The following is a 15,305-nucleotide window of genomic DNA, read 5'->3' on the forward strand; positions in this document are numbered from 1 at the left end:
CATTATTTTAAGGACAAATTGAGTTGAACATCGCGTGAGGCACGCCATACTTTAAGATATGAGCATTTCAAATAACCCAAAGAGAAACGGTCTGGAGGCGCATGTGCTGACAAATTTGACGACCCGACGCGAACGCGGCCCCTTCGACGGCCAGTTTCTCATCGCGATGCCACAGCTGGAAGATGATAATTTTCAGCGCAGCGTTGTCTATATCTGCGCCCATTCACCGGAAGGAACGATGGGCTTTGTTCTCAATCGTGTACTTGATGTCTCTTTCTCGGAGGTCCTGGCCCAGGTCAAGCTGATGGATGGTGATCAGGCGAAGGGTCTGCCGCGTCATATCGCGGATTTCAAGGTTCAGTTTGGCGGCCCGGTGGAGCGTGGCCGCGGCTTTGTGCTGCATTCGGATGACTATGCCTGCGAGACGAGTATTCCGGTGAGTGACGATCTGTGCCTGACGGCAACGCTGGACGTATTGCGCGGCATTGCCGAGGGGCGGGGACCTGAGCGGGCCGCTCTCTATCTCGGTTATGCCAGCTGGGGAGCGGGACAGCTGGAGGCGGAAATCGCCAATAATGACTGGCTGACCTGCCCGGCAACCGACAGCATCATTTTTGATGATGATCTTGACAGCAAATATGAGCGTGCCCTGCTCACCATGGGGGTTGAGCCCTCACTGCTTTCAAGCAAGATCGGCCACGCCTGAAGCCGAACTCCTTGCAGCCGTTCAAGGAACCTGCGCGGCAGGAAATGCGTTTTGTAAACGTATTCTTGCGGCACGGGCGAACCTGGGGCTCCGGCAATGCCGCGCGAGGGGTAAGCGAGGAGCAATGAAACTTTTTTCCTGTGACCATTGCGGTCAGACGGTTTATTTCGACAATCAAAACTGTGTTGCCTGCGGCCATCGCCTGGGGTTCGATCCTCAGGAGATGCGCATGCATGCACTGGAAGGTGAAGCGGAGGCACTGTGGCGGAGCCGGTCTGTTGGCGGGGGCCTGTTCCGCTTCTGCGCCAATGCCGGTGCCGGGGTGTGTAACTGGCTGGTTCCGTGTGAGGGGGCTGACGTCTATTGCCATGCCTGCCGCCACAACCGGCTGATGCCCGACATCGCCACAGCAGAAGGGCTGACGCGCTGGAAGCAGATCACCGCAGCCGAGCGGCATCTGTTTTACTCGCTGATGCGTTTCAGAATTCTAACGCCAACGCTGGCAGAGGAGCCGGACGGCGGTCTGGTTTTCGATTTCCTTGAGGATAGCGTCAGTCAGGATGGCTCGGTCACGCCGGCCATGACCGGCCACGATAACGGCGTGATCTCGCTGCGAGCGGCGGAAGCGGATGACGTTATGCGGGAAATCGCCCGCAACCAGATGGACGAGCCCTATCGCACGCTGCTCGGGCATTTTCGCCACGAAGTCGGGCATTATGTATGGGACAGGCTGGTTCGCGATCGCGATGGCTTTGCCGGATTTCGCGCCGTCTTCGGCGATGAACGCGAAGACTATTCAGCCGCGCTTGAGCGGCACTATCAGCATGGCCCGCAACCGGGCTGGCAGGAACATTTTGTCAGCGCCTATGCGACGACCCACCCATGGGAGGATTTCGCGGAAAGCTTTGCCCATCTCTTGCATATCGTTGACACGCTGGAAACGGCGCAGGCTTTCGGCCTGTCCGTTGATGGCGCTGAAGCGCCCATGGGGGACCCCTATCTCTGTCATGATGCGGCCAGTCTGGCGGCCGCGTGGGTGCCGCTGACACTTGCCATGAACGCCATCCATCGCAGCATGGGTGAGAATGATTTCTATCCCTTCGTGCTGACGCCGGACATTGTCGGTAAGCTTGACTACATCAGCATGCTTCTGCCGAAAGCAGCATAGGCGCAGGCGCGGCAAGACAATGCCGCACAAGACGCGGTACCGCGCGCTTCAGCCCTAATGATACTCCGTTGCTTTGTCTGCACGCGCTTGCGACTGGAAAGCCGCGATCCTAGTCCTTTCGCGGCTCAGCCGGTCAGCACGTCTTGCTGTGGCTGAGGCGTTATTCCGCTGCGTGATAGCTGTCGCGGTCACGCAGCAGGCGCAGGGCCTGGCTGGCGCGGACGGCGGGGCCATAAAGCGGCCCCTGGGCAAAGGCGCAGCCGGCGTCTGACAAGCCGCGCGCCTGCGTCTCGGTCTTCACATCAAGAATGCTGACGCGGATGCCCATCTTCTCCGCCAGTTCGACAAAGGCCCTGGTCAGCTCGTAACTGTCCTCGGTTTCCCGGTCGAAAAGCCCATGGTCCACCCGGACAAAATCAAAAGGAAAACCATTGAGGAAGGACAGCGAGCCATAGCCGTTTCCGAACCGGTCAAGGCCGAGGCCGATCCCGATGGCACGCAGCTGCTCGAGCGAACGGCGGGCCTGTTCCGGCGCTTCAAGGATGATGTTTTCCGGCATGGTCAGCATGAGCTGGCGCGGTGACAGGCCGGAACGGCGAACCATGCTTTCAATCTCGTTGAGCGTGCTGGTCCGCAACATATCCTTGGTTGCCAGATCGATCGAGACAAAGGCTCTGGCGCCCGGTATCGCACCTTGAATGGCCGCCAGATCCGCCAGCGCCTGTTTCAGGGTGAAAAGAATAAGATCCGGCATGAGGCCAGCCTCGGCGGCCATGGTTTCAACTTCGCCGGCGGCAATTTCGCCGCGGCGCGGATGCTGCCAGCGCAGCTGGCATTCAAAGCCTGCAACGGCGAAACTGTCGAGCCGGACAATGGGCCGATAGAGCACATTCATCTCGCTGCGTTCAATGGCATGGCCGAGATCGGTTTTGATCTGCAGGCGTTCCGCGCCGAACATGCGGAAGGAAGGCTTGAAAGTCTCGACCCGGTTGCCGCCGGCGCGCTTGGCGCGGTACATGGCAAGGCGGGCATCCTCAAGGAAGCTCTCGGCATCTTCATGCTCGTCATGCCAGGAGGCAATGCCGATCGAAGCGGTCAGCTGGATGTCACGCTCGCCGAAATAGACCGGCATGGCAATGGCGGCGGTCAGTCCGTCGGTGAATTCGGCGATCCGCACCGGATCATTTTCTGACAGGAGGATGATTGCGAAACTGTTGCCGGAGAGGCGGGCCAGCGTGTCTTCCGGCTTCATCAGCCGCTGCATGCGCCGCGTGAGCGCGATCAGAATATTATCGCCAGCAGCGATACCAAGCGTGTCATTGATGTCGCTGTAGCGGTCAATATCGGCAACGATAACGGTTGGCTGAAGTGAAGAGACGCTGTCGGAGATGGTCATGACGGATTTCAGCCGGTCCAGGAAGACAGGCCGGTTGACGAGGCCGGTCAGATTGTCCTGCACAGCATCTTGAAGCAGGCGCTGGCTGCTGGCCTTGAACTCGGTCAGATCGGTCAACGTGCCGACGCAGCGCACGACTTCGCCATTTGCGCTCAGCACCGGCCGGGCGCGGATCAAAAGCCAGTGATAGTGGCCGTCATCGGCGCGGATGCGAAACTCCAGTTTCAGCCGTCCGCGCCGCCATTCCAGGAGCATGTCCAGCGTGGAGCGGAACATGTCGCGGTCATCGGGATGCAGCAGCGGCAACCAGGAGCGCGCCGGCCCGCTGAGCATGCCTGCAGTCAGGCCGAGCTTTGTGGAGAAATCGGGTTCCGTGACAATCCGGTCGCGGGCGACATCCCAGTCCCAGACGGTGCCATCGGCGCCGATCAGCGCCAGCGCCTGACGTTCGAGATCGGAAAACAGCCCGGACTGGTAGGCGCCGCCGGCAAAGGCATGCTGCATCACCGTGAAGCCAAGCAGCAGCACGATCAGCACAAGGCCACCGTCAAGGGCAGGCTGGACAATGTCATTGTCAATGCGCCCTGTCACCGTCAGCCAGCCGGCGAAAAGCCAGGCGATGATCAGCGCCCAGGCGGGCATTAACAGGATGGCGCGGTCATAGCGGCGGGCGCTCAGATAGATGATCAGCATGGTGCCGAGCGCCACGGTGGTGGCAAAGGAAATCCGGGCGATGCCGGTGGCAACAGACGGATCGAAGATGGCGACGCCGAAAAGCGCCATCACCGCCAGGCCCCAGGCTGCAGTCGCATAGCCGAGATGGACATGCCAGCGCGACAGATTGAGATAGGTGAATAGGAAGACAACAAGGCTGAACGCGACCGCCACATCCGCTGAAGCGCGCCATATTCGCTCATCCGTTGGTGTTAACGGTATGAGCTTTTCGAGAAAACTGAAATCGATGGCGACGTAGAGCAGCACGGACCAGGCCAGCATGGCCGTCGCAGGCAGCATGGATGTTCCCTTGACGACAAAGAGGATGGTCAGGAAAACCGCCAGAAGCCCGGCAATGCCGAGAACAATACCGTGATACAGGGTGAAGGCGTTTTCGGTATCCTTATATTCATCCGGCTGCCAGAGATAGAGCTGCGGCAGGGTCGGGCTTGCCAGTTCCGCTACGAAGGTGACGACCGAACCGGGATTGAGCGTGATCCGGAACACATCGGCATCGTCGCTGTCCTGCCGCTCAAGCGTGAAGCCTTCACTGGGCGTGATGGCAACCACGCGTTCCGAGCCGAGATCCGGCCAGAACAGGCGAGAGCCGGGCAGACGGAAATGCGGGGCAACGATAACCCGGTCGATCTGCTCGTCAGACACATTGGCCAGCGAGAACACGGCCCAGTCACCCAGATGGTTGCCATTGGTTGCGCGAACCTCGATACGGCGCCGGATACCGTTCGGATCAGGCGCGGTAGAGACCTGGAAGGTTTCGCCCTGATTGTCATAAATATCAACATTGTTGGTGAGATCGATCGCCACATCTCCGCGCGATACCTCGACCGGCTCGGCAGCCAGTGCTGCGGTTCCTTGCAGGAAGATAACCGCAAACAGCAGAGTGACCAGCACAAGCAGTCTGGAACGAAGCGTGGGGCGTGGCGTCATGTCTGGCTTTCGGTCCCTTTTTTTGTCTTGTTCCAGTCGTCGGCGAGAAGAGCATAAAGATGATGATCTCGCCAGACACCATTGATACGCAAATATTCGCGTAGCAGCCCTTCCTGATTGAAGCCGGCTTTTTGCAGCAATCGGGCGCTGCGTTCATTGGTTGGAATGCAGGCTGCCTCGATCCGGTGCAATCGCATTTCGTTGAAGATGTAAGGTATTACAAGGCTGAGTGCGGCAAACATGTGACCTTGGCCGGCAAATTCTTCGCCCATCCAATATCCAAGTGTGCATTTCTGCGCCACGCCGCGCTGGATGAGGCCGATGGTAATACCACCAGCAAGTGTTTCGGTTTCCTTCAGGAAGATGAAAAGCTGAATGCTTGTATTGGCATCGAAATCGCGGTTTACACGGTGAACCCGCTGGCGGAAAGCGGGTTCGGTCATGTCCTGCACATTCCACAGCGGTTCCCATGGCTGCAGGAAAGCGCGGCCGCGCGTGCGCAACGCGCTCCATTCAGCAAAATCCGATACACGCGGCAGGCGCAGAAAATGCGTATTCGAATGCAGTGCGAAGCTGCGACGTCTGAGCGCCTTCGGGCTTAGAAACGGCTGCAGCATCGGATCACTTCCGCTTGCGCGGAAGGCTCCCCTTCACCGGCGTCACTGACGTCTTTGCGCACTGCATACCCGTTTCAAAGCCCCGCCGATGCCTTCCTTCGTTCCCGGAACGAAAGATTGTGGATGATGTCATCAATCGGCGCGAGCTGCCCGATCGGACCGATCGCGGAAATCGTCGGACGCGTGTCGTAAAAGGTGCGGCCGGCAAGGTCGGTGAGGCGACGCGGTGTGATATTCTCCAGCCGCATCATCATTTCCTCATTCGGGATCGGTCGTCCCCAAAGCATGATCTGACGGGCGATCTGGCCGGCACGGGCGGCAGCACTTTCCTGGCCCATCAGCAGCTGCGCGCGGATCTGGGCGCGGGCGCGGTCGATCTCCGAACGGTCGACGCTTTCGGCGACGCGATGCAATTCGTCGATCACGACCGGCACCAGTTCGGTCAGCTGTTCTCCGCCGGTGGCGGCGTGAACGGCGAAGACGCCCGAATCGGAAAAGCCCCAATGGAAGGCGTAGACCGAATAGCAGAGGCCGCGAATCTCACGTACTTCCTGGAACAGGCGCGATGACATGCCACCGCCGAGCACATTGGCCAGGATCTGTGAACAATAGAAATCATGGGCGTGATAGGCGGGACCCTCGAAGCCGAGAATCACCTGTGCATCGGAAAGATCACGCGAAATACGAACATCACCGCCGGTATAGGAAGCCTCTTCCATGAAGGGCGGCGTTGCCGGCTGGCGCGGCAGGCTGTCGAACTTGATCTCGATCTCACGGACGAAGGCGTCATGATCAATCGCGCCAGTGCCGACGATGAAAACGCGGTCAGTGGTGTAATTGCGGGCCATGTAGCGGCGGATATCGTCAGGCTGGAAGGCCATCACCGTGTCCGGTGTGCCGAGGATCGGCCGGCCAATCGTCTGATCGCGGAAGGCAGCACCGGCAAAATTGTCGAAGACGACATCGTCAGGAATATCATTGGCAGCGCCAATCTCCTGCATGATGACGTTTTTCTCACGCGCCAGCTCTTCCGGGTCGAAGAGGGAATCGGTCAGAATATCGGCAAGGATGTCCACCGCCAGCGGAAGGTGATCCTTCAATACGCGGGCATAATAGGACGTTGTCTCCGTCGATGTCGCGGCGTTGACCTCTCCTCCGACATTTTCGATCTCCTCGGCAATCTGCCTGGCAGAACGCCGGTTCGTTCCCTTGAACGCCATATGTTCGAGCAGGTGGGCGATACCGTGCTCGTTTTCAAGTTCATTGCGCGCTCCGGATTTGATCCACGCGCCGAGAGCGACGCTTTCGATATGCGGCATGTTCTCGGTTACGATCGTCAACCCGGATGGAAGCCGGGTGTACTCTACGGTCATGCGTACCTGCTTTCCTCGTTATGAACGTCCGACCCGCGCGGACGCACGGATATAACTCTCGACCTCTTCGAGGTTCGGGGAAAGGACATGGAACTGCTCCTCCCTGTCCATCAGATCAGCAAGCCATGACGGAAGCGCCGGGTCAATACCGCAAGCGGAATTTACTGCGGCCGGGAATTTTGCGGGATGGGCGGTGGAGAGCACCACCATGGGGTTTTCGGAGCGCATATACTGGCGTGCAACGTAAAGACCAACGGCTGTATGCGGGTCCGCGAGATAGCCCGTCTCCTTCAGCGTGCGGGCGATCTCCCCCTTCACTTCATCTTCACCGGCGCGGCCGGCGGCAAAGTCCTTCCGAATTTCTGTCAGGGTATCGGCTTCGATGTCAAAGGCGCCTGATTGTTTCAGGCTTGCCATGGCGCGGCGAACCGCATCGGCATCACGACCGCCAGCTTCAAACAGCAGTCGTTCGAAATTGGACGAGATCTGGATATCCATCGATGGCGAGGTGGTCGCGGCGACACCGCGCATCTCATAACGGCCGGTGGCAAGCGTGCGCGCCAGAATGTCATTGGCATTGGTTGCGATCACCAGGCGGCCGACCGGCAGTCCCATGCGCTTGGCAACATAGCCGGCAAGGATATCACCGAAATTGCCAGTCGGAACGGTGAAATCGATTTCGCGATCCGGTGCGCCAAGCGAGAGCGAGGCGGTGAAATAATAGACGATCTGGGCCATGATGCGGGCCCAGTTGATCGAATTCACTCCCGAAAGCTTGATGCCGGTGCGGAAGGGCGCGTCATTGAACATCGCCTTGACGAGGTTCTGGCAATCATCGAAATCGCCTTCAATCGCCAGAGCATGCACATTTTCGCCTTTCGAGGTCGTCATCTGCCGCTGCTGGACCGGAGATACCTTGCCATGCGGGAAGAGGATGAAGATATCGGTGCGCGCGCTACCGGCAAAGGCATCGATTGCCGCCCCCCCGGTATCACCGGACGTGGCGCCGACAATGGTTGCGCGCTCGCCACGCTCGGCAAGCACATGATCCATCAGCCGCGCCAGAAGCTGCATCGCCACATCCTTGAAGGCGAGCGTCGTGCCGTGGAACAATTCGAGGATGAAGGTGTTTTCACCGCTCTGGACGAGGGGCGCGACGGCTGCGTGACGGAAGGTCGCGTAGGCATCGTCGATCATCGCCTTCAGCACGTCATCGGCGATTTCACCATCGATGAAGGGCTTGATGACGGCAAAGGCGATCTCACAATAGGGCCTGCCGCGCAGCGCCCGGATATCTTCGGCAGAAAACTGCGGAAAATGCTCCGGCAGATAAAGGCCGCCATCGGTGGCAAGGCCTGCGAGAAGCGCATCGGAAAACTTCAGTGAGGGGGCTTCGCCCCGCGTTGAAACATATTCCACGGACAACCCCTTCGTGCTTGCCACGTTTACCTGATCCTGCCTAACTGGTGCCGCTTTTTTCCTGCTGCTACCATGTGAGATCTGGTTTTGGTAACGGTCTTACGCCTGTAATGCGAGAGACAATCGATTTTTGCTGCGGGCGCTGATATAGACCAAAGCGGATTGGGTTGAAAAGCCCTGCTTACCGGAATGAACCGATGAAAGGGATGTTTGTCGTGCCAAGTCGCTCCATGAGCCGTTTCGCGGCGGTGCTGGTCCTTCCAGCACTTGTGGCCTGCTCCACCACGAAACAGGCTGAACCTGAAGCCAAACCTGCCGAAACCGTTACGGCTGGCGTCAACCTCACGGCGCTGGCGCGCATCTGCCCGCCGGTCATGCTTGATGATGACCATGCCTTCATCCGGGTCTATTCCCCGGCCAGCTCGTCCAAGCCTGAGGATCTCGTCTATCAGGTCTCGCTGGGGGCCTATATCCGCAGCTGCGATGTTGCGCAGGCAGGCGAGGCGCTTTCGCCCAATATCGCGGTTCAGGGCCGCATTGTCGGCGGCCCGAAGGCGAAGGCCGGAACCATCAATGTTCCGATCCACGTTGTGATGAAGGACAGCAAGACCACCTTCTATGACCAGGTCGTGACGCAGCCGGTGGACTTGCCCGCCGACACGCTGTCGACGCAGTTCATCTTCAAGAAGACAGATCTGTCATTGCCGCCGACCGCCGGGCCGCTTGCCCGCATCTATGTTGGCGTCGGCAAGTAATCCTCTTCATTCAGGACCATCAGACAGCGCATTTCCGGTTTCAGATGACGGCCGGAAATGCGCAATGTCGTGACGCTGCGGGTGGCCCGGACCCGCTTCAGCCTTTATGGATCCGCTCACCGTCATTGTCGAAATAAGGGCGGAACGAACCCTCCGGCAGCAGCCGGGCCGGGTAAGGTAGCAGCGAATCAGGGCGCGAGCGCAGGTCGGGTCGGTAATGGCCGCTGCTGTTGAGCCATCTGATCAATACACCGTCCTTGAACTTCATTTCGCCGGCATAGAGCGCCTTCTTGCCGTGGGAAATGGAGACGTGACCGCCGACAGCCGTGTTCTCCTCACCCGGTTTGATATCTGCATGGTGGCGGCCAACAAGCACGGTGTTGGGCCGGTCCTCGGGGATGACGAAGATATAGTGGCGATCAGCCCTGATCTGTCTATCGGGATAATGGATCGTGTATTTTCCATCGGCCTTGCGCAGCTCGGCGATCCTGTCATCAGGTGCTTTTGCCTGCCTGGTTTCGACATGATCCGGCGATTTGTGGACGCCAAGCGAACGCGCCTGTTTCGCGATCAATTGAGACAGGGCCTCTCTGGCTGCCGGCTCCAGACGGTTCAAGACGTTCCGGGCGGGGTTTTGCGGGCAGGTTTTCAGGCCGTCCAGCCGGTTGTCCATGAGAGATTTTGTCGTTGAAACCCTTTCAATCGGCATATCTGTCATCTCCTAAGGTGCTTCGGAAACGAGGATGATAGCTGTGAAAGAGCTATAAGATATTTTGAAATGCCTATGATGGCATTTTCCGGTAACAGCGCCGGCCGGCCTGACCGGCGCTGATCCTGCCTAGAGCGTGCCCGACCATTCCAGAAGAGCCGTGGCGACGGCCGGAAGGTCACTCATGCGGGCAATGACGGTTTCGGCGCCAGCATCGGTCAGCCGGTCAGCATGGGAAGGATAGGTGTGAGAGCCGCCGGTGAAGCCGACGACGCGCATGCCGGCTGCCTTTGCGCCCATGACACCATGTACCGAATCTTCGATCACCAGTGTCTTCTTCGGGTCGGCGCCCATCTTCTCGGCGCCGAACAGGAAAATATCCGGCTTTGGCTTGACCCGGTCGGGGCCAAGGCTTTCGGCAGAAAAAATATTCGGCTGGAACAGGTCGATCAGGCCAACCTTGGTCAGCATCATGTCGAGGCGTTCCAGTGTCGAATTGGAGCAGATGCAGCGCGGCTCTGAAAGCTGTGAAACCGCCTCGCGAATGCCTGGTATGGCTTTCAGTTCGCGTTTCAGCCGTTCATCGAGAATAGTATAGGACTGGTCAATCAGGGTTGCCTGCAGCGGAATGCTGGCTTCCTTTTCGACGGCGAGCAGAATGTCGCGCCAGGTCATGCCGGCGAAGCGTTCGCCGATCTCTCCGGCGGTAATCGGATAACCAGCTTCTGTCAGCAGTTTCGATTCCACCTGTGCGGCGAGAAATTCCGAATCCACCAGAACTCCGTCGCAGTCGAAAATGATCAGATCAAAGCTGCTCATGCAAAATCCGCTTTCGTTGGAAAATAGGGCCAGAACTGAGCGTTTGACTACATGAACCAGGGCCAAAGGACAATGCGCGAGCCGTGCCAATCGTAAAGCCCAGTCATGCGGGATGCGTTTTTCTCATGCCGCATTCAGGCTTTGGTAACCAAGTTCAACGACATTCATGTGCGTAAATCAGTGTCGAGTACGAGTTGAGGCGAGTATCTTATGGTTCCGGTTACGGCCCTTTCCGCGCATGTCAAAAATGCATCCAGCACCTCGTGGATCGATACGATCATCAAGGGTGATTGTGTTGCCGCGCTCGAAGCACTTCCCGACCATTCGGTCGATGTGATTTTTGCCGACCCGCCCTATAATCTGCAGCTTGGCGGCACGCTTCACCGGCCGGATCAGTCGAAGGTCGACGCTGTTGATGATGCCTGGGACCAGTTCGCCTCTTTCGAGGCCTATGACGCCTTTACCCGCGCCTGGCTTCTGGCCTGCCGCCGTGTGCTCAAGCCCAGCGGCACGATCTGGGTGATCGGCTCCTATCACAATATCTTTCGCGTCGGCGCCATGTTGCAGGATCTCGGCTTCTGGATCCTCAATGACATTGTTTGGCGCAAGACCAATCCGATGCCGAATTTCAAGGGCCGCCGGTTTCAGAATGCCCATGAAACCATGATCTGGGCTTCCCCCTCGGCTGATGCCAAGGGCTATACCTTCAACTATGATGCGATGAAGGCCGCCAATGACGATGTGCAGATGCGCTCCGACTGGCTGTTTCCGATCTGCAATGGCGGCGAGAGGCTGAAGGGCGAGGACGGCAAGAAGGTTCACCCGACCCAGAAGCCCGAAGCGCTTCTGGCACGCGTTATCCTGTCATCGACCAAGCCGGGCGATGTTATTCTTGACCCCTTCCTCGGCTCCGGTACCACCGCAGCCGTTGCCAAGCGGCTCGGCCGCCATTTCGTCGGGATCGAGCGCGAGCAGACCTATATCGACGCAGCGCGTCAGCGCATCGATGCGGTTGAGCCGATGGCAGCCCCGATGCTGAAGCCGCTGCCGGGCAAGAAAGCGGAACCCCGCGTTGCCTTCGTCACGCTGGTGGAAAGCGGTATGGTGTCCCCGGGCCAGGTTCTGGTGTCAGCCAATGGCCGCTATCGCGCTGTGGTGCGTGCCGACGGTACGCTTGCAAGCGGCGCCGAGGCCGGTTCGATCCATCGTCTCGGGGCCAAGGTTCAGGGGTTCGATGCCTGCAATGGCTGGACCTTCTGGCACTTCGAAGAAGGCGGTGAACTGTTCCCGATCGACCGTCTGCGCGCGGAAGTGCGCGCACAGATGGCTGCGGCTTCGCTTTAAAAGATATCCCTGCCAGCCGCGCCAAAGTTCATGACCTCCGAACCACGCACGGCCGACGCTCGGGCCCGGATCAATCCGGGCCCGATGTCTTTTTCAAACAACATGATTGGTTCAGTAGCGGATGCCGAGCGCCGCGAAATCACGTTTCAGCGTGGCCGCATCGGTGAACTGTACTGCCTGCCAGCCGGCGGCCTTTGCGCCCTCGACATTGATCAGCGTGTCATCGATGAACAGGGTCGCTGCCGGATCAAGATTGAAGCTTGCAGCATGATGATCAAAGATGTCGCGGTCGGGCTTGACCATGCCGATTTCGCCGGAGACGGTGATGCCGCGCGACAGTTCCAGGAACGGATAGCGTTTGCGGCATTCCCTGAATGTGTCGGGCGCAAAATTGGTCAGCATGGTGATATCCCAGCCCGCAGCCAGCAGAGCCTTTAAAATCTCGACGCTCTCATCATAGGAATAGGGCAGCATTTCATGCCAGTATTTGCGGAAGGCGCGGATATTGTCCTCTTCGTCAGGAAAGGCGGCAATGGCAACCGCTTCGGCCTCGCTCCACGGCCGGCCGCGATCCTGCTCGTGATTCCATTCATGGCTGCACACATTGGCGAGAAACCATTTGCGCTTTTCCTCATCCGGAATGATGTGCTGAAAGGGCAGGGTGGGGTCGTAATGCACCAGCACCTTGCCGATGTCGAAAACGATGTGGCGGATTTCGGTTGTCATTTCACACGTCCTTACTGGTCACACGACCTTGCTGGGCCCTGAAAATATCCGGAATGGCCTGGGTGATCGCCTTTTTCATCACGCTTGGCAAGGCCTGATCAGCGATATCGCGGGGCGAAACCCAGCGACCGCCTTCGACATTTCGACGCGGGGTTGCCGCGTGGAAAACCGAAAGCCGCAATTCGAAATGGGTAAAGACGTGGATGACCTCGCCGCAGGACACCCAATTGGCGGCAAACGGGGCGGCGGTTTCGTCGGTTTCGCCGTCACGGCGTGAATTCCACGCCGTCGTCGGCACCTCATCCATGCCGCCAAGCAGCCCGCTCGCAGGCCTTGTCTTCAGCAGGATCGCGCCATCGGGGGCAATTGCGACGAAGGCGGCGCCGCGCCTGACCGGACGTCCGGCCTTTTTCGCCTTCAGCGGGAAGCGTTCGGGATCGTCGATCTTCAGCGCCTTGCAATCGCCGTTCAACGGACAGAGCGCGCAGGCCGGGCGCTTCGGCGTGCAGATCGTTGCGCCGAGATCCATCATCGCCTGGGCAAAGTCTCCGGGGCGGGTTCCAGGCGTGATTTCCGCTGTTTTCGCGCGGATGTCGGGCTTTGCTGCCGGCAGAGGCGTTTCGATGCAAAAGAGCCGGGTCACGACCCGTTCAACATTGCCGTCGACCACGGGCTCGGCCCGGTCGAAGGCGATGGCGGCAATGGCTGCGGCGGTATAGTCGCCAATGCCCGGTAATGCCTTCAATCCGGCAAATGTATCGGGGAAGGTGCCGCCATGGTCGCTTGCAAGCGTTTCAGCGCATTTCTTGAGATTGCGGGCACGGGCGTAATAGCCAAGCCCTGCCCAGGCCGCCATGACGCTGTCAGTCTCGGCTGTGGCCAGATCGCCGACGCGTGGCCAGCGTTCCAGGAACTTGGCGAAATAGGGTTTCACCGCCTGCACAGTGGTCTGCTGCAGCATGATTTCAGACAGCCAGACATGATAGGGATCGGGGCGGACGCCGCTGGCCTTGTCACCGGGGCTGACCCGCCAGGGCAGGATCCGGTGATGGCGGTCATACCAGTCGAGGAGCTTATGTGCGATGGCGTTCATGAAGGGCTCAAGCGTTTCCTTTTGTGGCAAAACGCCTTATGTATTTTGCGATTTTGATGGCGAAGCCATGGTTTCGCCGGAATGTGAGGAATGATCGGGGTGATGAAGCACGGCCGCAGGGATAATGTCAATCAGATCGCCGATGTGGCCAACGCGCTCATCGATCCCATACTGGCGCGCCGTGCCGGCATCAGCACATCATTGCTGAACGCCTGGGAAGAAATCGCCGGCGACGCCTATGCCGATTATTCGCGGCCGGAGAAGATCGTCTGGCCGCAACGCTCTCAATCCTATGACGACACGTTCCGCCCCGGCACGCTGACGATCGCCTGCGAAGGCGCCCGCGCCCTGTTTCTGTCACACGGTCAGGACGAGCTGATCCACCGCGTCAACGGCTTCTTTGGCTTTGCCGCGATCGACCGCATCCGCATTGTGCAAAAGCCGGTGCAGCCGGCGGGGCCGCAGCGTCGCAAGCTCCAGCCGCTTTCGCGCGTAGAACGGATGAAACTGGACGAGAGGCTGGCCGATATCGAGTCGGATAGGCTCAAGGCGGCGATCCTGCGGCTTGCAACGGGTGTCAAGGATGAGGAGCGGCGGCGGAAAAAGACGGAAAGCAAAGGGCGGGGGCTTACGCCCCGTAAGCTGACATGACGGTCACGCATCTTTGAAGATCGTTGTTCGGCAAGCACTTGTGCGCTGGCAGATTGACCGATACGCAACAAAAAGACCAACCTTACTGACGAGAGACATGACATGCCTGAAATTCAGATGACGAAGCGGACGCTTTTGGGCGGCCTTGCCATGGGCAGCCTTGGAACCGCTCTTCTTTCGACCGGCGGTACGGCCTTTGCCGAAGATGTGAAGCTGCCGGACAGCATCGGCAAGGTTGATATGGCCGAGGCGCTGAAGCCGGGGCCGCTGCCGGAAATTGCCGAAGGTGACGAGAATGCGCCGGTCAAGATCATCGAATATTATTCGCTGACCTGCCCGCATTGCGAAAACTTCCAGAAGGTCACCTATCCGGCGATCAAGAAGGATTACATCGACACCGGCAAGGTCTATTATCTGTTCCGTGAATTCCCCTTCGATCCGCGCGCCATGGCTGGCTTCATGCTCGCCCGCTGCGCCCCGAACGGCAAATATCTGCCTTTCGTCGATCTGATGTTCTCGCAGCAGCGCACTTGGGCGACGGCCGAGGATGGGTCGGCTGCGATGCTGCAAATGGCCAAGCTTGCCGGTTTTACACAGGAAAGCTTCCAGGCTTGCTTGACCGATCAGAAACTTCTCGATGATGTGAACACCATCAGAGATCGCGCCGAGAAGGAATTCGGTGTCAATGCGACCCCGACCTTCCTGATCAATGGCGAAAAATATGCGGGAGACATGCCGGTTGACACAATGTCAGCCCTTATTAACAGCATGCTCTGAACACGCGTCAGTCACAAAGCCGGCGCGCGGACGATATCGTGCGCCGGTCTTCAAGGCGGCAGTGGCCGGTACGGGCCGGTCTGCCAATGG

At 58.9% G+C, this 15,305-nt stretch carries 14 protein-coding genes; 6 read left to right on the top strand and 8 right to left on the bottom strand.

What is annotated here, in order from left to right; translation table 11 throughout:
• The first annotated feature begins 58 nt into the window (after positions 1-58).
• Together FJU08_RS07040 and FJU08_RS07045 are read left to right on the top strand one after the other, a co-directional pair.
• Positions 59-706, top strand: a complete 648-nt coding sequence (locus FJU08_RS07040; protein ID WP_141148276.1) for a YqgE/AlgH family protein — start codon at positions 59-61, stop codon at positions 704-706.
• Between the two features lie 124 nt (positions 707-830).
• Positions 831-1,874 (top strand): zinc-binding metallopeptidase family protein, encoded by a 1,044-nt coding sequence (locus FJU08_RS07045; protein WP_141148277.1) that lies wholly within the window; start codon positions 831-833, stop codon positions 1,872-1,874.
• Between the two features lie 160 nt (positions 1,875-2,034).
• Here FJU08_RS07045 and FJU08_RS07050 read toward each other — a convergent pair whose 3' ends face one another.
• From FJU08_RS07050 to thrC, 4 genes are all read right to left on the bottom strand, one after another.
• Positions 2,035-4,932: an EAL domain-containing protein gene (locus FJU08_RS07050; protein WP_141148278.1), complete on the bottom strand. Its 2,898-nt coding sequence runs from the start codon at positions 4,930-4,932 to the stop codon at positions 2,035-2,037.
• On the bottom strand, positions 4,929-5,549 hold the full coding sequence (locus FJU08_RS07055; protein ID WP_141148279.1) for a GNAT family N-acetyltransferase: 621 nt from the start codon (positions 5,547-5,549) through the stop codon (positions 4,929-4,931). The genes FJU08_RS07050 and FJU08_RS07055 overlap by 4 nt, the downstream gene beginning before the upstream one ends.
• A gap of 74 nt (positions 5,550-5,623) precedes the next feature.
• A complete protein-coding gene (locus FJU08_RS07060; RefSeq protein ID WP_141148280.1) occupies positions 5,624-6,922 on the bottom strand; it encodes a M16 family metallopeptidase in 1,299 nt (432 codons plus the stop codon).
• Positions 6,923-6,940: 18 nt separating this feature from the next.
• Positions 6,941-8,341: a threonine synthase gene (gene thrC / locus FJU08_RS07065; RefSeq protein ID WP_141148281.1), complete on the bottom strand. Its 1,401-nt coding sequence runs from the start codon at positions 8,339-8,341 to the stop codon at positions 6,941-6,943.
• A 197-nt stretch (positions 8,342-8,538) separates the two neighbouring features.
• On the opposite strand from thrC, the gene FJU08_RS07070 reads away from it, so the two are divergent.
• Positions 8,539-9,096: a hypothetical protein gene (locus FJU08_RS07070; protein ID WP_141148282.1), complete on the top strand. Its 558-nt coding sequence runs from the start codon at positions 8,539-8,541 to the stop codon at positions 9,094-9,096.
• Positions 9,097-9,193: 97 nt separating this feature from the next.
• Here FJU08_RS07070 and FJU08_RS07075 read toward each other — a convergent pair whose 3' ends face one another.
• Positions 9,194-9,805, bottom strand: a complete 612-nt coding sequence (locus tag FJU08_RS07075) for a hypothetical protein (RefSeq protein ID WP_141148283.1) — start codon at positions 9,803-9,805, stop codon at positions 9,194-9,196.
• Between the two features lie 129 nt (positions 9,806-9,934).
• Positions 9,935-10,624 (bottom strand): HAD family hydrolase, encoded by a 690-nt coding sequence (locus FJU08_RS07080; RefSeq protein WP_141148284.1) that lies wholly within the window; start codon positions 10,622-10,624, stop codon positions 9,935-9,937.
• Between the two features lie 210 nt (positions 10,625-10,834).
• Between FJU08_RS07080 and FJU08_RS07085 the strand changes: the two genes are divergently transcribed.
• Positions 10,835-11,968 carry a site-specific DNA-methyltransferase gene (locus FJU08_RS07085; protein WP_141148285.1) on the top strand — a complete coding sequence of 378 codons (1,134 nt, stop codon included), beginning with the start codon at positions 10,835-10,837 and terminating at the stop codon, positions 11,966-11,968.
• 111 nt (positions 11,969-12,079) lie between these two features.
• Here FJU08_RS07085 and FJU08_RS07090 read toward each other — a convergent pair whose 3' ends face one another.
• Positions 12,080-12,694, bottom strand: coding sequence for an HAD family hydrolase (locus tag FJU08_RS07090; RefSeq protein WP_141148286.1), 615 nt, complete (start codon positions 12,692-12,694; stop codon positions 12,080-12,082).
• A gap of 1 nt (position 12,695) precedes the next feature.
• On the bottom strand, positions 12,696-13,787 hold the full coding sequence (gene mutY / locus FJU08_RS07095) for an A/G-specific adenine glycosylase (RefSeq protein WP_141148287.1): 1,092 nt from the start codon (positions 13,785-13,787) through the stop codon (positions 12,696-12,698).
• Between the two features lie 90 nt (positions 13,788-13,877).
• Between mutY and FJU08_RS07100 the strand changes: the two genes are divergently transcribed.
• Together FJU08_RS07100 and FJU08_RS07105 are read left to right on the top strand one after the other, a co-directional pair.
• Positions 13,878-14,438: a DUF721 domain-containing protein gene (locus tag FJU08_RS07100; protein WP_235890615.1), complete on the top strand. Its 561-nt coding sequence runs from the start codon at positions 13,878-13,880 to the stop codon at positions 14,436-14,438.
• Between the two features lie 102 nt (positions 14,439-14,540).
• On the top strand, positions 14,541-15,215 hold the full coding sequence (locus FJU08_RS07105) for a DsbA family protein (RefSeq protein ID WP_141148288.1): 675 nt from the start codon (positions 14,541-14,543) through the stop codon (positions 15,213-15,215).
• The last annotated feature ends 90 nt before the right edge of the window (positions 15,216-15,305 follow it).

The organism is Martelella alba (assembly GCF_006516955.1).
Classification (GTDB): Bacteria; Pseudomonadota; Alphaproteobacteria; order Rhizobiales; family Rhizobiaceae; genus Martelella; species Martelella alba.